Source organism: Dactylosporangium maewongense (assembly GCF_039531485.1).
Lineage (GTDB): Bacteria > Actinomycetota > Actinomycetes > Mycobacteriales > Micromonosporaceae > Dactylosporangium > Dactylosporangium maewongense.
The window spans coordinates 1-19238 of the sequence record NZ_BAAAQD010000053.1 but is presented as its reverse complement, the minus strand read 5'-3'; the positions used below and the strand labels follow the sequence as shown (position 1 = coordinate 19238).

Below are 19238 nucleotides of genomic sequence, written 5' to 3'. Positions count from 1 at the left end.
GCCTCGTTTCGGCCGGCGGGTCGAGTGTTCCCACCCTTAGGATGATCATGGGCAAAACAGTCATCATCGGGCAGGGCTACGTCGGCCTTCCGCTCGCCATCCGAGCGGTCGAGGCGGGCGACGACGTCGTCGGGCTCGACGTCGACACCGACCGGGTCAAGTCCCTCGGTGCCGGCATCTCCTTCGTCGAGGACGTCCCGGACGACCTGCTCACGTGGGCGCTGGAGACCGGCCGGTACCACCCGACCGAGGACTACGCGGACGCCGCCGGCTTCGACACGTGCGCGATCACCGTGCCGACCCCCCTCACCGACGGCGTGCCCGACATCAGCCACATCGAGCAGGCCGCGCTGCAGCTCGCCCCGCACCTGCGGCCCGGCTGCACGGTCATCCTCGAGTCCACCACCTACCCCGGCACCACCGAGACCGTCCTGCGGCCGCTGCTGGAGCACGCCTCCGGGCTCAGCGCGCCCGACGACTTCTTCCTCGGCTACAGCCCCGAACGCATCGACCCGGGCAACCCCACCTGGCACCTGGACAACACCCCGAAGCTCGTCTCCGGCATCGACGAGGCGTCCCTGGTCGCCACGACGCGCTTCTACCAGCGGTTCGTGCAGCGGCTGGTGCCCGTCTCCGCGCCGCGGACGGCCGAGCTGACGAAGCTCTTCGAGAACACCTTCCGCCACATCAACATCGCGCTGGTCAACGAGCTCGCCATCGTCGCCAACCAGCTCGGCGTCGACGTCCGCGAGGCGATCGGCGCGGCCGCGACCAAACCGTTCGGGTTCATGGCGTTCGACCCCGGCCCCGGCGTCGGCGGGCACTGCCTGCCGATCGACCCGTCGTACCTGTCGTGGCAGGTCAAGCGCGAGGTCGGGCAGCGCTTCCGGTTCATCGAGCTGGCCAACGACGTCAACGAGGGCATGCCCCGCTACGTCGTGCAGCGCCTCGCCGCCGGCCTCAACGACCGGTACAAGCCGATCAGGGGCAGCCGGATCCTGTTGCTGGGCCTCGCGTACAAGAGCAACGTCGGCGACCTGCGCGAGTCGCCGGCCCGCGCCGTCGCCGAGCTGCTCGTCGCGCAGGGCGCCGAGGTGCACGCCGTCGAGCCGCACGCGGCGCAGCGCGACACCGGCAACGTCAGCGGCGTGACGCTGGTCGACCTGACCCCGGCCGAGCTGGCCGCCGCCGACGCCGTCGTGCTGCTCACCGACCACGACGACTTCGACTACGACATGGTCGAGCGGCACGCGAGCTACATCTTCGACACCCGGGCCCGCTGCCACGGCGCGACGGTCGAACGCCTCTAGGTTTCTCACCCTGCGGCGGCGCCGCGGTCGTCGGGTAGCTTGGCCCGGTGATCGTGGTGCCGCTGCTCACATTCGTGGCCGTCGCGTGCCTGTGCCTGCGCCTCGGCGGCGGCGTGCGGCTCGCGCTGCTGCGGGCCGCCGTCATCACCGGCGGCGCCGCCTGCCTCGCCATCGAGGCGCTGTCATCGATCCACGCCCTGCACCGGCCCGCCGTCATCGTGGCCTGGCTGCTCGCCCTCGCGGTGCTGTCCGCCTGCTGCTTCTGGTTCGTCCGCCGCTCCACGCCTGCCGGCTTCTTCCGGTTCATCAGGCGCTCCGCGCCCGCTGAACCGGAGATATCAGCATTCGCCACTTCGTGGTGCTCCGCCCGCGCCCGGTGGGCCGGCCTCGCGCGGGTCGAGCGGCTCATCGTCGGCGTGCTCTGCGGGCTCTTCCTGCTCGACCTGGTCGTCGCGCTCGTCGCACCGCCCAACAACTACGACTCGCAGACCTACCACCTGCCGAAGATCGAGCACTGGGTCCAGCGGGGCGACGTCGACTTCTACCCGACGATCATCGACCGGCAGCTCGCGATGGCGCCGGGCGCGGAGTACCTGCTGCTGCACCTGCGCCTGCTCACCGGCGGCGACGGCTACTACAACCTGGTCCAGCTCGCCGCCGGCGTCGGCGTCGTCCTCGCCGCGTCCCGCATCGCCGGCCAGCTCGGCGGCGGCACCCGGGCCCAGCTGATCACCGCGCTCATCGTCGGCACCACCCCGATGGTCGTGCTGGAGGCGACCAGCACCCAGACCGACCTGGTGGTCGCGCTGTGGGTCGCCTGCGTCGCCACCTTCACCCTCGACGGCCTGCGCGCCCGCTCCGGCACGCTCGACACCCTGCTCATCGGCACCGCCGCCGGGCTGACCCTGCTGACGAAGGCGACCGGCCTGCTCGCCGCCGGGCTGCTGCTCCTCGTCTGGGTCGGCGCGCAGCTGCGCCTGCGGTGGTGGCGCGGCCTGGTCGCGGCCCTGGCGACGGGTGCGCTGATGCTGCTGCTCGCGGGTCCGTCCCTGCTACGGGTCCAGCAGACCTACGACAACCCGCTCGGCCCGGCGCACCTGCGCGAGTCGATCTCCATGCAGCGGCACGACCCGGCCTCGGTCCTCGTGAACGGCCTGCGCATCGCGGAAACGGCGCTCCAGACCCCGATCGGCCCGCTCAACGACGCGTTGGCCGCCGGCATCATCGGGATCGCCGGCGTCCTCGGCGTCGACCCGCAGGCCCGGGACATCACGTACTGGAACGAGAAATACCCGTACATGTCATGGCCGCCGGACGAGGACCGCGTGTCGCTGCCCGCGCAGGGCGTGCTGATCCTGCTCGGCGCGCTGCTGCTGGCCTTCCGCAAGGGAACCAGGCTGTATGCCGGCGTGTTCTGGCTGGCGCTGCTCGCCTACGTCATCACCGTGAAGTGGCAGCCCTGGGGCAACCGGCTCATCGTCTTCCTGATCGTCCTCGGCGCGCCGCTCGCCGGCCTCTGGATCGCGAGCCTGGCCGGCGGTCGTGCCGGAGCTCCCACCGGCGGCGGTCGCTTCGCGAGCCTCACCAGCCCTGCCGACGGTCACGCCGGCGGCGGTCGCGTCGGAGCTCTCACCGGCGGCGGTCGCGTCGCGGGGGTCACCGGCCGCCGGGCCGCGACCTGGATGACGACCGGCGCGCTCGCGGTCGGGGTCGCGGCGGGTGGTTTCGCGGTCGCCTACGGCTGGCCCCGCCGCCTCGTCGGCCACGGCTCGATCTTCACCACCTCCCAGATGGAGCAGCGCTTCATCCGCGAGCCGCAGTGGCAGCGCGACTACGAGTGGGCCGCCGCCGCGGTCCGCGCCTCGGGAGCCCGCCGGGTCGGCCTCGTGCAGGGTTACAACACCTGGGAGTACCCCTGGTGGATCCTGCTGCCCGGCACCGAGATCGTGTCCCTGCAGTCCCTCCAGCCGAACCTGCCCGCCGCGTCGAACACCACCGTCGACGCCATGGTCTGCGTCAAACCGATCCGCCCCTGCGAGTTCTACAGCTCACCCACCTGGCAGGTCCACCGCCAGGGCGACGTCGCCTACGTCATCATCCGCAGCCGGTGAACCCGCCGGCTTCGGCCACGGACATCACCTCACGCGACGCGGACCCCCGGTCGTCATGACGGCCGGTCCGGTGCTTGGATCACCACGTCGATGGCCGTCAGGCCGATGGGCACCAGGCCGGTGGACGCGGCGGCGTTGTGAGCGCCGGCCGGATCGACCGTGGTCGGCCCGCGGTGCGGTGGTCAGCTGCTGGAGCTGACGATGCTCGGGTTGGCGGCGACGAAGGCCGGCACGGTCTTGGTGCGCACGGCGCTCAGCAGGTCCAGGGTGGTCTGGTCGAGGGCCTCGGCGCCAGGGTTCTCCGGGGAGGCGTGGAAGCCGCCGTCGTTGGTCTTCAGGGTCAGCATGCGGTCGCCGTCGATGCTGCGCATCGCGAAGATCCAGTCGTCGAGGCCGATGCTGCCGGTGTCGATGGTCATGGCGCGGCCGATGACCTCGAGGACCTTGTTGAGGGTGCTCGGGTTGCCGATGACCTCTTTGCTGGCGATCTTCTTCAGCAGCGCCTTGATGAACTGCTGCTGGTGGCGCTGGCGGTCGTAGTCGCTCTTCGGGAGGGTCTCGCGCTGGCGGACGAAGTCGAGCGCCTCCCACGCGGCCAGGTGCTGGTAGCCCACCTCGTACACCTTCGGCGTGACGCCCTTGATCGGGATCAGGACGGTGCCGCCGTTGGGGCCGTCCTTCTGCTCGAACGGGACCTTCGTGTTGCCCTTGGCGTCGTGGCCGATGTGGACGGAGACGGTGCGCTGGTCGACGTACATGTCGACGCCGCCGAGGACCCGCACGACGTCCTGGAAGCCGACGAAGTCGACGATCGCCGCCGCGTCGAACGTGACGCCCCAGTTCTGCTTGATCGTGGCGGCGAGCAGCGTCGTGCCGTGCTTGCGCGCGTCCTTGCCGGTGAGGCCGTAGCCGCCCTCGGCGAACGCGCCGTTGATCTTCGACTTGCCGCCGTTGTAGGTGCGCTTGCCGTTGCTGTACTTCGGGATCGCGACCCACGTGTCACGCGGGATGGAGATCAGGAACGCCATGTCGTGGCTGGCCGGGATGTGCAGGATCAGGATCGAGTCGGAGCGGATCGGCTCCGTCGGGTCCTGGTTGGGCCGCGGGTCGATGCCGATCAGCAGGAGGTTCTTCGCGCCGTTGACCGAAGCGTGCTTGCCCTGGTCCGACGGCAGCAGGTCTTCCTTGTTGACGCTGCGGGTCGCATAGCCGAAGACGGCGTCCTTGAGCACGAACGTCGCGCCCGAGACGATCATCAGGAGCGCACCGGCGATCACGAGGATCCGCGCCCACAGTGGATCCCGCCGGCCGCGACCCTTCCGCCGCGCCACGCCCTTCGTCAACTCCCCGCCACTCCCCGTATTCGGCAATCACCTTCCGTTATGAAGGCCGGCCCCGGAAGCCTTCTGCACCGTACCTGGACGACGCGATATCGTCACCTCCCGTCGGCGACGTTGCATCGCCGGTGCCCCCGATCGATACGGAGCGTGTTGGTGATCCGCAAAACGGTGGTGGCGCTGGCGCTCGCCTGGCTCGTCCCGCTCGCGACCCACCAGCTGCATCTGGACTTCGTGCTTCCGGTGCTGGTCCTGGCGGGCGCCGTGGCGATCCAGCGGGGCACGACGAGCCTGCTGGACCGGGTCGTGACGGCCGGGAGCCAGCTGTTCGGCGCGGCCTGCGTCTTCGGGATCGCGATCACGCTGTGGCCCGGCCACCTGCATCCGACATTGATCGCCGGCATTGCGCTGTCGGTGTTGGTACTGATCGCGGCGGCCACGGGTCGGGTGCCCGAAATGCCCCCGATGCGCAAAGACGCACTCCTCGCCGTGGCCGTCGCCGCGGTGTCGCTGGTGGCCCTCGTCCCCTACGTCGTCCGCGACCTCGGCGGCCGCCTCGGCCTCCCGCTCGCCGGCGAGGACATCGCCCGCCACTACCTGCTGTTCGACGTCATCGGCCGCACCGGCGGCTACCTGTTCATGCGGCCGGAGGCACTGCGCCCGTTCGTGCCCGACGCCGAGCTGACCGGCATCGCCAACTACCCCCAGGGCCTGCACTTCAGCTACGCCGTCCTGGACCGCTTCGTGCGCTCGTCGGGGCACAACGCCGCGCCCGCGACCGCCGTCGACGTCATGGTGTGGCTGCTCGTCGGCACGTACCTGCTGCTCGCCCTCGCCGTGCTGTGGGCCGCCCGCCGCATCGCCGGCCCGGGCACGAGCCCCGCCCGCCTGCTGCCGGTCCTCGCGCTCGCCGCCGCCTGGCTGGTCCTCGGCGACCCGGTGACCGTCCTGTCCCGCGGCTACCCCAACGAGCTCGCCGGCCTCACCTGCGCCGCCGTCCTCACCGCGGTCGTCGCCCGCCCCCTGACCCGCCGCGGCGAGCAGACCGCGACGGTCGCGCTGCTGCTGGTCGGCGTCTCGTTCACCTACTCGCTGTTCCTGCCCTACGCGGGGATCGTCGCCGCCCTGTGGGCCGTCCGCGCCCGGCTGTGGCGGTTCTGGTGGGCGTGGCTGGTCGCGGTCGCGGTCGCCGGGCTCGCCGCGATCGGCCCGCTGACCGCGGCACGCGCCTCCAGCGGCGGCCAGCTGCTGCTCAACGGCACCGCCCGGGTCGTCGACCGGCCCGCCACGGCGCTGCTCGTGGTGCTCGCCGCGATCGGCGTCCTGGCGCTGCGCAGCCCGCGGTTGCGCGCCGCCGGGTTCGCGCTCGCCACCGCCGGGCTGATGGCGGCCGGGCTCGGCGCGTACCAGCTGGCCACCCTCGGCAGGACGGTCTACTACTTCGACAAGCTCCTGCACCTGCTGATCGTCGTCGCGCTGTGCACCCTCGGCGGGCTCGCCAGGCTCCGCTTCAAGGCCACCGCCGCCGTCGCCGTGCCCGTCGTGCTGCTCATGGTGGTCGCCGGCGGCAAGTGGCACACGACGCCGGTCGCGCCGGGCGTGAAGCTGGCGCTCGGCAAGGACCGTGGCTCCCCGGAGGCGGCCCGCGACGCGCTGCTGATCGCCAGGATGTTCCCCGACGGCGGCGGCGCGATGAACGTCAACCTCATGAGCACGCCCTGGCGTAACTGGTCCGGCACGCTCGGTGCCGCCGCCCTGCAGGGCCAGTACCGGAACTTCCCGAGATGGTCCGGACTGCTGTACCCCGGCGGCAAGGGCGGCACGATGGCCGACCTCGACCGGCTCGTCGCCGACAGCCCGGTGCCGGTCCGGTTCTTCCTGCACGACCCGGCGGCCAGCCTGCTCGTTGTGGATACGGATCACCCGAGCCGCCCCGCGGTGCGGGCCGGACAGCCGCTGCCGGTAGCCTTCGGTGATCCGGCGGCACCGTCGAACATCGAGGCAGCGCGCGCGCTCGCCGCGAAGTATCCGACAAAAGTGCAGCTCGTGTACGCTACGCCAGCGAACCCTTAAGGATCGCCGAGACGGATTGGTCATCGTGCAAACACCCGTGGTGAGCGTCGTCATTCCGACGCGCAACAGGCCCGAGCTGGTGGTCCGGGCCGTGCGCAGCGCACTGGACCAGACGCTGCGGGAGATCGAGGTCGTCGTCATCATCGACGGACCCGACGCCGCGACAGTCGCAGCCCTTCGCGAGATCGGCGACGAGCGGGTCCGCTGGGTCGAGCGGGAGACGTCCGGTGGGGCGCCCGCAGCGCGCAACCACGGCGTCGACGTCGCCGCCGCCGAGTGGGTCGCGTTCCTCGACGACGACGACGAGTGGCTCCCGGAGAAGCTGGAAACCCAGCTGTCCCGGGCGAAGGCGTCCGGGGTGCCGCTGCCGATCGTGGGCAGCCGCCTCTACATGCGCACGCCGCGCGCCGAGCTGATCATGCCGCGCCGCGTCCCGGCGCCCGGCGAGCCGATCAGCGAATACCTGGCCGTGCGGCACGGGCTCTTCCACGGCGACGGGTTCATCCAGACCTCCACGATCATGGCGCCGACGGCGCTGCTGCGGAAGGTGCCGTTCGCCGACGGGCTGCGCCGCCTGCAGGAGCTCGACTGGACGCTGCGCAGCCTGCAGGAGGAAGGCGTCGACCTGATCTACGCCGAGGAGCCCCTCGTCATCTGGTACGCCGACGAGAACCGCCCCAGGATCAGCTTCGACGCACCGTGGAAGCAGTCGCTGGTCTGGCTGCGCGAGACCCGCCCGCGGGTCACGCCCCGCGCCTACGCGGCGCTCGCGATGAGCGTCGTCGGCTCGATGGCCGCCGCCAGCCGCAGCCCCCGGGTCTTCTTCGACCTGCTCGGCGAGGCCCGCCGGCACGGCAAGCCCAGCATGACCGACTACGTGACCTTCCTGCAGGTCTGGCTGGTCCCCGCCGGGCCGCGGCGGGTCGTGCGCGACTTCTTCCTGAGCCGCAGCCGGCGCAAGGGCAAGAAGCAGCTGCAGGCCAGCGCCCGATGAGCAGGCGCACCGCGATCCCCGCGGGCGCCGTCGCCGTCGTCCTGGCGGTCCTCGCGGCGATCCTGGAGCACGGCCGCACCGGCAGCGTCAGCGAATCGGCGGAGGCCTTCGCCGCCGCGGTCATCGCGCTCGGCGTCATCGGCCTCGCGGCCAGCCTGCGCGGCATCACGCTGCGCGGCGCGGTCACCGGCGGGCTCTTCACGCTCGCCGGCATCCTCACCTGGACGTCCACCCACCACCCGATCGTCATCTGGGCCGTGCTGTTCGTCGAGGTCGTCGTCTTCGCCGTCTGGGGCCGGCCGTGGCTGCGCACCCTGCGGGAGCTGCCGGGCCTCGGCGGCGCCTGGCTCGGCCTGTCCTACTGGGTCTTCGGCGTGCTGGGCGCCCTGTTCGTCCTGCGCGCCGGCCACCTGACCGTGGCGGCGCAGCGGCTGGCGTACCTCGGCGTCTTCACCCTCGCGGTCCTGGCCCTCGTCGCCACGACCCGGCGGGACCGCGCCGGCGACTCGGCCGGCGACTCTGCCGGCGACTCTGCCGGCGACCGGCACCGCGACCTCAGCGTCGGCATGGCCGCGGCGATCCTCGTCGGCATCGGCGCGCTGCTCTACTTCGGCGCCGGCAGCCTCTTCGACGAGCTGCACGCCATCCCCGACAGCGCCTCGGCCCGCATGATGCGCAACCGCTTCTGGGGCGGCTCCGGCCTCTTCTACCACCCGAACTCCCTCGCCGGCCTCGTGGTGATCGCCGCCGTGCGGGTCGGCTTCGACCGGGCGTTCGCCGCCTGGCAGCGCGTCGGCGTCGCGGCCGTCGCCGCCCTGGTCCTCTCGATCAGTGACTCCCGCACCGGATTCGTGTTCGCCACAGCCGCCGCGTGTGCGTTCGCGGCAGTTGTACTGCTCCGCCACTGGACGGGCCGGAAGAGCCTTGGTGGCCGGACCGGCCACGCCGCCGGTTCCCAGCCTTCTGAGCAGCGCCGGAGCGAGACCACGGCCGGCGGGCAGGACGGCGACCTCGACCGCTGGGGGCGGCCCGCGCTGGTGGCGGTCGCGATGCCGTTCCTGGTGCTGGTGGCCGTCTTCACCATCGGCGGCGGCAGCGACTTCCTGCTCCGCGACCGGTTCACCGACGGCGGCAACGACGTCACCAGCGGGCGCACCGACACGTGGCGCCAGGTCTGGGTCGACTGGGAGCACGCCGGCTGGGCCGAGAAGACCTTCGGCGACGCCCGCACCTCGCGGGCCGTCGTCCACCGGGTCGACGACGGAGCCCCCAAGGAAGGCCCGCGCCGCGACCTGAACACCGACAACGCCGCGGTCGGCGCCTTCCGCCGCGGCGGCGTCCTCGGCGCGATCGGCTTCCTCATCGGCGTGGCGCTGCTGCTCTGGCACGCCCTGCGGGGGCTCTGGCAGGCGGTCGTCCTGCGCCGCCCCGGCGTCCGCCACCCCGCGACCTGGTTCACCGTGGCCGCGGCCGCCGCCGTACCGACGATCATGACCGAGGACTGGGTCATCGGCGGCACCAACGGCGCGATCTGGCTCGTCCTGCTCGCCGGCGAGGTCCGCTCCAGGCGCACCGCCGAGGCCCCCGCGATCGTCCCGGTCCAGACCCCGTCATCCGCCCCGACCGAGCCCGCACAGTCGGCCGCCCCCGCGGCGTCGGCTGATCCTGCGCCGTAGGCCGAGAGCGGTCACGAAACGTCCCGGGCCTGATCCGCTCCCAGCGGACCGCATCGGCGCGCCGGACCTGTCCGTCGCGGTCGCCCCGGGCCTGATCCGTTCGGGGTGGACCGCATCGGCGGGCCGGGTGTCCGTCGCGGTCGTCCCGGGCCTGATCCGTTCGGGGTGGACCGCATCGGCGCGCTGGGCTGTCCGTCGCGGTCGTCCCGGCCCCGGGACCGTCGAAGCCCTCGGAGAAGTCGGGTCCGGAGAGCGGCCGGGGCGACGGGGTTCGTTGCGAGCGGTCGCGGCGCATTCAGCGTCCGATCCCGTTTTTCGGTCCAATTCCGGCATTGTGGGGCATTGACCGGCGTCTGTGCAGCGCGAACGGCCCGGAGGATGCGACATTGCATTCCTCCGGGCCGCAGACGCTTGCGGACGGTGACGGTTACTCGGCGAGCGCGGTCAGCTCGGACCGGAGGGTGCGCAGCGCGCCCGCAAGAAGGCGGGACACGTGCATCTGGGAGATTCCGAGCTGGGCGGCGATCTGCGACTGGGTCAGATTGCCGTGGAACCGCATCGCGATGATCTTCTGCTCGCGCTCGGGCAGTTTGGCCAGGATGGGGCGCAGGGCCTCGCGGTTCTCGACGTTGACCATGTCGGGGTCCTCGCCGCCGAGCAGGTCGCCGAGGCCGTTGGCGCCGGCGTCCGTGCTGTCGCCGGCGGGGGCGTCCAGCGACAGCGCGCGGTACGCCTGCCCGCAGTCCAGGCCCTCGATGATCTCCTCCTCGCTGACGTTGAGGCGGGCGGCGAGGTCCGCGACCGTGGGGGAGCGGCCCAGGTCCTGGGCGAGGTCGCCGGAGACCTTCGAGATCTCCAGGCGCAGCTCCTGCAGGCGGCGGGGCACCCGGACGTCCCAGCCCTTGTCACGGAAGTGGCGCTTGAGCTCGCCGACGATCATCGGGATGGCGTAGCTGGTGAAGGCGGCACCGCGGCCCGGGTCGTAGCCGTCGACCGACTTGATCAGGCCCAGGTTGGCGACCTGGACGAGGTCGTCGAACTGCTCGCCGCGGTTGCGGAAGCGCCGGGCCAGGTACTCGGCGAGAGGGATGTACAGCTCGATGAGGCGAGCCCGGACGCGGTCGCGGTCGGCGCCGGCGGGCAGGTCGCCGAGCAGCGACAGCAGGGCCTTGGCCTGGGCGTCGTTGGCCCGCGTGCTGCTGCTCTCGGTCGGGGTCTCGTGGCTCTTGGCGATGGCGCGGCTGACGTCCCGGGAGGCGGGGACGGACGGCGCGGACACGGCAGCGGTGCTGGAGACAGAGATCGTCATCGGGATGACCTTTCGGGGGCGTTTGACCGGAACAGCGGTGACGGCACGGTCGTCATAGCCGTGCGGGAAGGGGTTGCGTCACCGTGCCGGGGCAGGCGCTGAGCGCACTGGAGCCGGCGCCGGTCGGGAATCGCTCTCGACACCCGTTGTTTGAGTGCCGGTGCAAGACCTGCGAGGTCAGCCTGAGGGCCGGTCCGCCGCTGCTGGACGGGAGCCCTAAATCGTCCGTTCGGACGAGGTGACCGAGCCCGACTGTACTAGAGCGATGCGCCAAATGCGAGATGAGCGCTCCCACGAGGTGTGGAGAGGCCGCATTGTCACTGACTGTTGAGTGAGTCAATACTCTGTGTGTACGGAAGGAATGGTTGTGCATTTCGATTCGGTAGTGGATCCGGTCCGTATGCCGATACCGGGGCTGCGTTTTCGTAGCGCGCAAGCTACCGTCTCACCCGTGGCGTGCACCTGATTCAACATTGATCCGTGAGGTGCGGGTCGGGGTGTCGTCGCTAAGGAGTTACACGTGGCATCAGGCACGGTGAAGTGGTTCAACTCGGAGAAGGGCTACGGCTTCATCTCGCAGGACAACGGTGGACCCGATGTGTTCGCGCACTACTCGGCGATCCAGGCCACCGGCTACCGCGAGCTGACCGAGGGTCAGAAGGTCGAGTTCGAGATCACTCAGGGCCAGAAGGGTCCGCAGGCCGACAACATCCGTCCGGTCTGACACACCCTTAGTCGTAGGCCGAGACCCGCTTCACGGCCGAAGGAGTATGCAAGCCCCCGTCCGGCGCGTCCGGCGGGGGCTTTGCGGTTCCTGTACACCCGCGGCGGTCCGTGGATGGCTGCGGCGGTTCCTGGACGCCTGCGGCCGGCCGGTTCGTGCGCGGCCGCGGCCGGTTCCTGGACACCGCTGGGTGGTCCGTAGCCGCCGCCGGGGCGGTTTCTGGAGGCCGCCGCGGCGCTTCCGGGGCGCCGCGACGGGAAGAAATTTTCAGGCCAGCGCGGTCGGGCGGGCGAAGACCTCGGGAGTGCACGAGTGGGCGTACGCCTGCCGGATCATCCGCAGCGCCCAGTTCATCCTGGGCGAGGCGGTCTCCGGGTGGTCACCGAACTCCGCGGCGACCGTCGCGACGCAGCCCTGCACGCCGATCTGCCGGAGCGTGGTCGTCACCGCTGCGCGCACGTCAGCCTCCGCCGGAACCTGGGACATCTGCAGCGTGGAGGCGAAGAGTGCTTCAGCGCGGACCGCTTCGAACGTCGACTCCATGGTGGTGACCTCCTGCTCTTTGCTCCCCTGCTGTGGTCCAGCTAACTCCTGACCGGGTGCCGGGATGTTCCGAGTTCGGTTGCTAAACGGTTAGGCCGAACGTCTCCAGCAGCCCGGTGAGCTCTAGCAACCGGTGGACGGCGGGGCTGGTGCCGATGATGCGCAGTTCCCCGTCGATGTCCGCCTGGGCGGCGACGAGGACCTGAATGCCGGTCGAGTCCATGAACGGCACGCCGGTGAGGTCGAGATCGACCCGGGAAGGCGCGTACGCACGGATGGCGTCGCGCAGCGACTCGATGAGGGTGGGGGCGCTCGTCATGTCGAGCTCGCCGGTGGCGGTCACGAGGACCGCGCCGTCGCCGGCGGGAGAGACCAGTGCGGCGAATGCGGTCACAGTTGCTTCACCACCCTGAGCAGCAGGCCGTCGCCGCCGACGTCGACCGTGTCGGCCAGGCTCGAGACGACCTGGAGAGACGGTTGCGATGGCAAAAGCGCGTCAGGGGCATCCGGCGGAGACGTGACTTCGATCACGCACGCCTTCTCATTGACAGTAGCGCGGACCTGGAAGGCGACGCCCACCCGTACGTGACTGATCACGTTGGCCCAGGTCTCGGAGACGATCAGGCCGATGTCGGCGCGTGTCTGCTCGCCGACGCCGAGACCGGCGAGCGCGCCGTCCAGCACGTGCCTGAGAGTGTTCATGCGATCAAGATCGCGTGGCAGGTCGACGGTCAGGCGCAGGTCCACAATCGCAGTGTTACCGCACAGCGGAGATCGGAAACGCGCCGCAGGTCAGCCGGCGTATGCGAACTCGCGGGCGGCCAGCTCCTGGTAGGCGGCGTCGATCATGTTCAGCGCCCAGTTCATGCGGGCGGCCGCGGTCTCCGGGTACTCGCCGAACTCGCCGGCGACGCGGGCGGCGCAGCCCTTGATGCCGAACCGGCGCAGCGTGGAGGTGACCGCGGAGCGGATCTGGACCGGCGACGGCTCCTGCGAGGCCTGCAGGGCGGAGGCGAAGAGGGCCTCGGCGCGGACCGTGTCAAACGTGCTGTTCATGTCATCCCCCCGGCTGCTGTGCTTCCCGACTGCAAACAGCGTTTCGCCGGGATGGTGCGGCTTGGTCCGCCGTACGGTTGCCGGAAGGTAGCGTGTCGACTACGGACAGATACTTGCTCTGGAGGGCTTGACGAGCTACGGTCAAGCGAGTCCCGCGGAAGTCGGCAGTCTGTCGCCCGGGGACCACCTTTCTCAGACGCGTGTCACGCCCTCTCGCAGGAAGCCAAGGTCACACGCGTTTCGGCCAGTGTTCTCAGGGACACAAGCCACCTCACACGCCAGTCCCGAGGAGGACGCCCATGGCCCCAACCGAAGTGTTGGATCGATCCGCCAAGCAAAGTCACGCAACGAAGCCTCGCCGTACCAGAGCGGCACAGCGCAACCGGGACCACAGCCGGCCCGGAGGTCAGCCCCAGCCGCCCGAGTCGGGTGAGGCCCGGGACGTCGCCGGCATCGCCGACATCGTCCGCGACAAGATGATCCTGAGGGTCGACAGCTACAGCCCCGGCCCCGACGACGTCGCCATCCCGGCGGCGATGGTCCGCCGGTACGGGCTGCGCCACGGCGACGCGATCACCGGCAGCGCCAACGGCTCGACGCTCACCAGGCTCGACACCGTGCACGGCAACGACCCCGAATGGGCCCGCAGCCGGCCCGAGTTCAGCAAGCTGACCGCGCTCTTCCCGCAGGAGCGGCTGCGGCTGGAGACCGGACCGCGGCAGCTCACCAACCGGCTCATCGACCTGGTCATGCCGATCGGCAAGGGCCAGCGCGCGCTCATCGTGTCGCCACCCAAGGCCGGCAAGACGATGGTCCTGCAGTCGATCGCCAACGCGATCGCGCACAACAACCCCGAGGTCCACCTCATGGTCCTGCTCATCGACGAGCGGCCCGAAGAGGTCACCGAGATGCAGCGGTCCGTGCAGGGCGAGGTCATCGCCTCGACGTTCGACCGGCCGCCGTCGGAGCACACCGGCATCGCCGAGCTCGCCGCCGAGCGCGCCAAGCGCCTCGTCGAGCTGGGCCACGACGTGGTCCTCCTGCTCGACTCGATCACCCGGCTCGGGCGCGCCTACAACAACTCCGCCCCCGCCTCCGGCCGCATCCTCACCGGCGGCATCGACGCCAACGCGCTCTACCCGCCGAAGCGCCTGCTGGGCGCCGCCCGCAACATCGAGAACGGCGGGTCCCTCACGATCATCGCGTCCGCGCTGGTCGAGACCGGCTCCACCGGCGACACGGTCATCTTCGAGGAGTTCAAGGGCACCGGAAACGCCGAGCTCAAGCTCGACCGCAAGCTCGCCGACCGCCGCGTCTTCCCCGCGATCGACATCGACGCCTCCAGCACCCGCCGCGACGACGTCATCCTGCACCCCGACGAGCTGCTGGCCGTCTCCCGCCTGCGCAAGGCCCTGGCCGCAGCCAACGGCGGCGCGACCGAGCAACTGCTGGACCGCCTCGCCAAGACCCAGTCCAACGCCGAGTTCCTCACCATGCTCCTGCGCGGCAACGCCACCTGACCTCACCTCCAACTACAGAAGGTGACGCCCCGCCCACGATTGAATGATCAATTTTTTCGTGCGGTGTAGCGTAGGTATGCAGGACGCCGCCGCCGGCGCCTTCACGATCTGCCAGCGGTGGGGCGCGCTCGAGACCCCTTGTCGTGGCACCGTCCGCCACGCCGTCAGCACAACCCGCCGTTCCGCGCCGCCCGCGCGAGGGGGGTTGGTGAGGGGTAGGACGGTTCGCGCCGCCAGCGCGAGTGCCGGTTCGGGAGGGCGTGTGGGACTTCACGCCCGTCCAGCGCGATGCGAGCGGGGCTCCGGGTGAGAACGGGCTCCGTGAGCGGGCTCTGGGTGAGGTGAGTGAGCCCTGGGTGAGAGCGGGCCCTGGAGGGCGATGGTGGTCTCCTGGGATGGTGGTCTCCTGGGGATGAGAGCGAGTCTCCTGGGATGAGAGCGCGGCCCCGGCGTGGAGGGAGCGGGACGCGTTGTCGACGGGCCGCTGGTCACGTCGCCAGCGCAGCCGTCTGTGAGAATGCCGGACGCCGCGTCCACGGTTCGCCGGCCAGGGCTGGAGCCCGGCGCGGGGCGGGCACGGGCCGGTCCGCTGTTTCGCGTCGCCGGCGCGAGGACGTCCGTGAAGGGGGAAGGCATCGCGCCTGGTCGGCGCGGATGGCTTGGATTCGCTCCCGGTCAGTGCCGGCGGCTTCGGGTGTCAGCACGAGTGGGCTCCGCGCGGGTGTGGCTCCGGGGGCCAGCGCGAGCGGGGCGGCATCGAGAGCCTTGGGCCTGCCGAGAATCCAGGGCGGCGCGGTGCGGGACCTCCGGGGTGAACAGAGCGGGCGCCACGTCCCTGGGCCGCTGGTCGCGGTGCCACTGCGGCCATCCGTGGTTGCCAACGCGGCTCCCGCGAAGGGGGCGAAACGCTGCGGACTCGCGGCCAAATTCGCGGTGCCGGCGTGGTAATTCGCGGTGCCGGCGTGGCGATGTCCGTTGCGAGGGCGGAGACGCTGTGTGCACGCGCCGCTGGTCGCGGCGCCCGGGGCTAGGGCGGCCGTGATAGAGCAAGACGTCGTGGCCGCGGTTGCGGTGCCGGGGTGGGGCGTCCGTGACGGAGCAAGACGTCGCGGCCGCTGTTTGTGGTGCCGGGGTGGGGGCGTCTGTGACGACGGCGGGACGCCGCGTCCTCGAATCCGCTGGTCACGGCGCTGGCGCTAGGGCGGCCGTGGAAGAGGGCAACCCGGCTGCGCCCGGTCAGCGCGAGCGGGCTCCGGGAACAGCCAGGCTCCGGGAGAGGGGTCGGCGCGCGAGCGGGGCTCCGGGGGTCAGCCGGGGCTCCAGGAGGGCAGTCGGGCTGCGGAAAGGACCGGTCGCGGTTCTGGAGGGGTCAGCGGGAGCGGGCGCCGGGGGTGAGGCGGACCAGGGCGTCGTCTGCGGACAGGACGCCCAGGGCTGAGGCGTACGCCATCTCGCGGCCCCAGGAAGCGACGTCGGCCGGAGCCAGGTCGGCCACGCCCTCGACGGTTGTCAGGTGTTCGCGCAGGCCCAGCCAGCTCTCCGTCGCGGCCACGCCCTCGGGGGTGGTCTGGTCGGCCCAGTTGAAGTCGACCACGAAGTACTGCGCCAGGTAGACCGCGGCGGCGCCGATGATCGCGCCGGTGACCTGGTCGGGGACCTTGGCGCTGAGCTCGCTGTCCACCCACCACCAGGTGATGAACATCAGGAGCGCGGGCAGGATCGCGCCGAGGAGCAGGGCGCGGCGGGTCTTCGGGGCCAGGCGGGGGGTGCAGAGGCCGCGGGTGCGGGCCTCGGCGACCACGGCGCGGTAGAAGGTGCGGCGCCACCTACGGGCCTCTGTCCAGCTGTCGAACGCCAGGCTGGTCAGGGTCGTCTCCCCGTTGACCGACAGGTGGTGGACCCGGTCGAGGATCTGCTGCTCGTACGGCGTCAGGCTCCGGCCGTCGCCCTTGCGCAGGCGGGCCGTCGTCTGCGCGGGCTCGCCGGCGGCCGGGGAGCCGGTCTCGCGCAGCTCCAGAAAGCCCCGCGCGGCCAGGTCGAGCAGCGTGCTGTCGATCGCGTCCTCGTCGGAGCGCCACCGGTTGACCATCAGGCTGACCACCGCCGGCGGCTCCTGCCCCGGCAGGTCGGTGCGCGCCGGCCCGGGCTCGGGCAGCCGGGGGCGGGAGCGCCAAAGGGTCACCGCCACCGCGGCGGCCCAGACGGCCAGCGCGGCGGGCACGCTGAACTCAAGGAACGGTGGCCAGTCCACGATGATCCTTCCCACGGGGGATGGGGAGATGCCATCACTCTAGCGGCTCAGCCACCACCACCTTGCCGACCATATGTCCGTCTTCAACCATTTCGTGGGCACGTGTGAGCGACGCCGCGTTCAGGCCGTCCAGCCGGGTCGTCAGCGTGGAGCGGATGGTGCCGGCGTCGACGAGCGCGGCGACCCGGTCCAGCAGCTCGTGCTGGGCGATCATGTCCGGGGTCTGGAACAGCGGCCGGGTGAACATCAGCTCCCAGTGGAAGCTGATGCTCTTCGCCTTGAGCGGCAGCAGGTCCAGTCCCGCAGGCTCGTCGATCGCGGTGATCGCCCCGCCGGGCCGCAGGATCTCGGCGAAGCGCTCGATCAGGCCGGGCCGGCCCGTGCTCGGCGAGAAGATGTAGTCCACCTCCGCCGGGAGGTCGTCGTGGTGTACGACGTCGTGCGCGCCGAGCGAAAGCGCCCAGTCGCGCGACTCGGCGCGGGACGCGGTGCCGATCACGGTCAGGCCGGTCAGGGCCCGCGCCAGCTGGATCATCATCGAACCGACCCCGCCCGCGGCGCCGAGCACCAGCAGCGTGCCCGTCGACTGTTCCGAGAGGCGGAACCGGTCGAACAGCGTCTCCCACGCCGTGATCGTCGTCAGCGGCAGCGCGGCCGCCGACGCGAAGTCCAGCGAGCGCGGCTTGCGCCCCACGATCCGCTCGTCGACCAGGTGCAGCGCCGAGTTGGTGCCGGGGCGGTCGATGCTGCCCGCGTAGTACACCTCGTCGCCCGGCGCGAAGAGCGTCACCTCGCCGCCCACGGCCACGACCACCCCGGCCGCGTCCCAGCCGAGCACCCTGTCCCCGCCGCCCTTACGGACCTTGTGGTCGACCGGGTTGACCGAGACCGCTTTCACCCGCACGAGCAGGTCCCGCGGGCCGGGTGCGGGCGCTGGCAGTTCGACGTCCCTGAGGCCGTCCGCCGTGCTGATCACGGCCGGCATGTTCGTACTCATGCCGCCGACGCTATCCAGAGCGCCCTAGTTACCCGCAAGGGTGATGAGTTTCCATTGGGTACTGTTGGCCGCGTGCCCGACGACGTCTATGCGGCCTGCTGCCCGTGCCGCGACATGCTCGACCTGCTCGCCAACAAGTGGAGCGCGCTCGCCCTCGGCGCGCTGGAAGACGGGCCGCGGCGTTTCGGTAGCCTACGGACCCGACTGCAGGGCATCAGCCCGAAGGTCCTCACCGTCACCCTGCGCAAGTTGGAGGAGCACGGGTTGATCACCCGGAAGGTGTTCGCCGAGGTGCCGCTGCGGGTCGAGTACGAGCTGACCCCGCTCGGCCGGGACGCGTGCGCGCCGCTCGCGCACCTGCGGACCTGGGTCGAGTCCAACATCCATCGCTTCCCGGCAGCGGCGGCATGATCCTTCCGCTGCTGCCCGAGCTCACCCTCGACCTTGCCGACGAGGACGCGGGCCTGTTCGACGCCACCGGGGGTTCGTACCGCAGCGAGGAGCCCCCGCCGTTCTGGTCGTTCGCGTGGCCCGGCGGGATGGCGCTGGGTCGCTTCCTGCTGGATCAGCCGCTGTACGTGGCCGGCCGCAGCGTCATGGACCTGGGCGCCGGCTCGGGGCTGGTCGGCATCGCCGCGGCCCGCGCCGGCGCCTGCACGGTCACCGCAGTCGACACCGACCCGGCGGCCCTGGCGGCCTGCGCCCGCAACGCCCGGGCCAACGGCGTCGACATCGTCACCTCGTCCGTCCCGGTCGACGCCGAGGTCATCGTCGCCGGCGACGTCTTCTACAGCGGCCCCGTGGCCGAGCGGGTCCTCGGCTTCCTGCGCCGCAGCGGCGCGGAGGTCCTGGTCGGCGACCCCGGCCGCGGCTACCTGCCCACCCGCCTGTTCGAGGCGCTCGCCACGTACGAGGTCCCGGTCCGCGTGAAACTCGAAGACCAGTGCGCGATGCGCACCACCATCTGGCGCCTCCGCTGACCGTCGCTGCATAGACGTCGCGCGATCCAGGCCACTGACGGACGCGGCGGTTCGCGACCCGCGTCCGGTGAGTGGGTGCGGAACGGCCTGGGAGCAGGGAAATCATGCTCCCAGGCCGTCGCGGGGATCGCTACTTCTTGTTGAGGCCGTCGAGGCCCTTGTCGAGGCCCGCCCGGCGGAGTGCGTCGGCGAGGGCGCTGTTCTGCAGGCCGCCACCGTCGCGCTGGCGACCGCCACCGCCACCGCGGGAGTCGCCGCCGCGGCCGCCCGAGCCGCCACGCTGGCCGCCGGACCCACCGGCGCCGCCCGAGCCGCCGCCGCGCCGGCGGGAAGTCGGATCGTAGCCATGTCGTTCTG

The 19238-nt window shown here is 71.4% G+C and carries 17 protein-coding genes and 1 pseudogene; 9 read left to right on the top strand and 9 right to left on the bottom strand.

The window, feature by feature from the left end:
• The first annotated feature begins 47 nt into the window (after positions 1 to 47).
• Both ABD332_RS57445 and ABD332_RS57440 read left to right on the top strand, forming a co-directional pair.
• Positions 48 to 1310 (top strand): nucleotide sugar dehydrogenase, encoded by a 1263-nt coding sequence (locus tag ABD332_RS57445; RefSeq protein WP_344515198.1) that lies wholly within the window; start codon positions 48 to 50, stop codon positions 1308 to 1310.
• Positions 1311 to 1357: 47 nt separating this feature from the next.
• On the top strand, positions 1358 to 3421 hold the full coding sequence (locus ABD332_RS57440) for a hypothetical protein (protein ID WP_344515196.1): 2064 nt from the start codon (positions 1358 to 1360) through the stop codon (positions 3419 to 3421).
• A 182-nt stretch (positions 3422 to 3603) separates the two neighbouring features.
• Here ABD332_RS57440 and ABD332_RS57435 read toward each other — a convergent pair whose 3' ends face one another.
• The gene (locus ABD332_RS57435) at positions 3604 to 4764 is read right to left on the bottom strand and encodes an LCP family protein (RefSeq protein WP_344515194.1); all 1161 of its coding nucleotides are present in this window, start codon (positions 4762 to 4764) and stop codon (positions 3604 to 3606) included.
• Between the two features lie 150 nt (positions 4765 to 4914).
• Between ABD332_RS57435 and ABD332_RS57430 the strand changes: the two genes are divergently transcribed.
• Genes ABD332_RS57430 through ABD332_RS57420 form a run of 3 tightly spaced genes read left to right on the top strand, consistent with a single transcriptional unit; the run spans position 4915 to position 9501 of the window.
• Positions 4915 to 6831: a hypothetical protein gene (locus tag ABD332_RS57430; RefSeq protein WP_344515192.1), complete on the top strand. Its 1917-nt coding sequence runs from the start codon at positions 4915 to 4917 to the stop codon at positions 6829 to 6831.
• A gap of 40 nt (positions 6832 to 6871) precedes the next feature.
• A complete protein-coding gene (locus ABD332_RS57425) occupies positions 6872 to 7825 on the top strand; it encodes a glycosyltransferase family 2 protein (protein WP_344515190.1) in 954 nt (317 codons plus the stop codon).
• Positions 7822 to 9501, top strand: coding sequence for a hypothetical protein (locus ABD332_RS57420; RefSeq protein ID WP_344515188.1), 1680 nt, complete (start codon positions 7822 to 7824; stop codon positions 9499 to 9501). The genes ABD332_RS57425 and ABD332_RS57420 overlap by 4 nt, the downstream gene beginning before the upstream one ends.
• 427 nt (positions 9502 to 9928) lie before the next feature.
• Here the strand turns inward: ABD332_RS57420 and ABD332_RS57415 are convergent, their stop codons facing one another.
• Complete coding sequence (locus ABD332_RS57415; RefSeq protein ID WP_344515186.1) at positions 9929 to 10810, bottom strand: RNA polymerase sigma factor SigF; 882 nt, start codon at positions 10808 to 10810, stop codon at positions 9929 to 9931.
• Positions 10811 to 11330: 520 nt separating this feature from the next.
• Between ABD332_RS57415 and ABD332_RS57410 the strand changes: the two genes are divergently transcribed.
• Positions 11331 to 11534 carry a cold-shock protein gene (locus tag ABD332_RS57410; RefSeq protein WP_033363591.1) on the top strand — a complete coding sequence of 68 codons (204 nt, stop codon included), beginning with the start codon at positions 11331 to 11333 and terminating at the stop codon, positions 11532 to 11534.
• Between the two features lie 267 nt (positions 11535 to 11801).
• Here ABD332_RS57410 and ABD332_RS57405 read toward each other — a convergent pair whose 3' ends face one another.
• The 4 genes from ABD332_RS57405 to ABD332_RS57390 form a co-directional block, all read right to left on the bottom strand.
• Entirely contained in the window at positions 11802 to 12077 is a 276-nt protein-coding gene (locus tag ABD332_RS57405; protein WP_344515183.1) for a hypothetical protein, read from the bottom strand.
• An 82-nt stretch (positions 12078 to 12159) separates the two neighbouring features.
• Positions 12160 to 12471, bottom strand: a complete 312-nt coding sequence (locus ABD332_RS57400; protein ID WP_344515181.1) for an STAS domain-containing protein — start codon at positions 12469 to 12471, stop codon at positions 12160 to 12162.
• Positions 12468 to 12824: an ATP-binding protein gene (locus ABD332_RS57395; protein WP_344515179.1), complete on the bottom strand. Its 357-nt coding sequence runs from the start codon at positions 12822 to 12824 to the stop codon at positions 12468 to 12470. Before ABD332_RS57395 ends, ABD332_RS57400 begins: the two co-directional genes overlap by 4 nt.
• A gap of 45 nt (positions 12825 to 12869) precedes the next feature.
• Positions 12870 to 13133 (bottom strand): hypothetical protein, encoded by a 264-nt coding sequence (locus tag ABD332_RS57390; protein ID WP_344515177.1) that lies wholly within the window; start codon positions 13131 to 13133, stop codon positions 12870 to 12872.
• A 356-nt stretch (positions 13134 to 13489) separates the two neighbouring features.
• Here ABD332_RS57390 and rho point away from each other — a divergent pair.
• Positions 13490 to 14653 (top strand): annotated as a pseudogene (gene rho, locus ABD332_RS57385) (transcription termination factor Rho); the annotation flags it as partial.
• Positions 14654 to 16022: 1369 nt separating this feature from the next.
• On the opposite strand, the gene ABD332_RS57380 reads toward rho, so the two are convergent.
• Positions 16023 to 16904 (bottom strand): DUF2207 family protein, encoded by an 882-nt coding sequence (locus tag ABD332_RS57380; protein ID WP_344515173.1) that lies wholly within the window; start codon positions 16902 to 16904, stop codon positions 16023 to 16025.
• A 34-nt stretch (positions 16905 to 16938) separates the two neighbouring features.
• The gene (locus ABD332_RS57375) at positions 16939 to 17901 is read right to left on the bottom strand and encodes a zinc-binding alcohol dehydrogenase family protein (RefSeq protein WP_344515171.1); all 963 of its coding nucleotides are present in this window, start codon (positions 17899 to 17901) and stop codon (positions 16939 to 16941) included.
• 72 nt (positions 17902 to 17973) lie between these two features.
• On the opposite strand from ABD332_RS57375, the gene ABD332_RS57370 reads away from it, so the two are divergent.
• Positions 17974 to 18312, top strand: coding sequence for a winged helix-turn-helix transcriptional regulator (locus tag ABD332_RS57370; RefSeq protein WP_344515169.1), 339 nt, complete (start codon positions 17974 to 17976; stop codon positions 18310 to 18312).
• Positions 18309 to 18881 (top strand): class I SAM-dependent methyltransferase, encoded by a 573-nt coding sequence (locus tag ABD332_RS57365; RefSeq protein WP_344515167.1) that lies wholly within the window; start codon positions 18309 to 18311, stop codon positions 18879 to 18881. The genes ABD332_RS57370 and ABD332_RS57365 overlap by 4 nt, the downstream gene beginning before the upstream one ends.
• Before the next feature lie 130 nt (positions 18882 to 19011).
• Here the strand turns inward: ABD332_RS57365 and ABD332_RS57360 are convergent.
• Positions 19012 to 19238 (bottom strand): hypothetical protein (locus ABD332_RS57360; RefSeq protein ID WP_344515165.1); only part of this gene is annotated, 227 nt, incomplete at its 5' end.

Bases quoted from the DNA above. Each gene is read 5' to 3' on its own strand.
- ABD332_RS57445 (WP_344515198.1), top strand. From the start codon at position 48: ATGGGCAAAACAGTCATCATCGGGCAGGGCTACGTCGGCCTTCCGCTC.
- ABD332_RS57420 (WP_344515188.1), top strand. From the start codon at position 7,822: ATGAGCAGGCGCACCGCGATCCCCGCGGGCGCCGTCGCCGTCGTCCTG.
- ABD332_RS57415 (WP_344515186.1), bottom strand. From the start codon at position 10,810: ATGACGATCTCTGTCTCCAGCACCGCTGCCGTGTCCGCGCCGTCCGTC.
- ABD332_RS57405 (WP_344515183.1), bottom strand. From the start codon at position 12,077: ATGGAGTCGACGTTCGAAGCGGTCCGCGCTGAAGCACTCTTCGCCTCC.
- ABD332_RS57390 (WP_344515177.1), bottom strand. From the start codon at position 13,133: ATGAACAGCACGTTTGACACGGTCCGCGCCGAGGCCCTCTTCGCCTCC.
- ABD332_RS57375 (WP_344515171.1), bottom strand. From the start codon at position 17,901: ATGAGTACGAACATGCCGGCCGTGATCAGCACGGCGGACGGCCTCAGG.
- ABD332_RS57365 (WP_344515167.1), top strand. From the start codon at position 18,309: ATGATCCTTCCGCTGCTGCCCGAGCTCACCCTCGACCTTGCCGACGAG.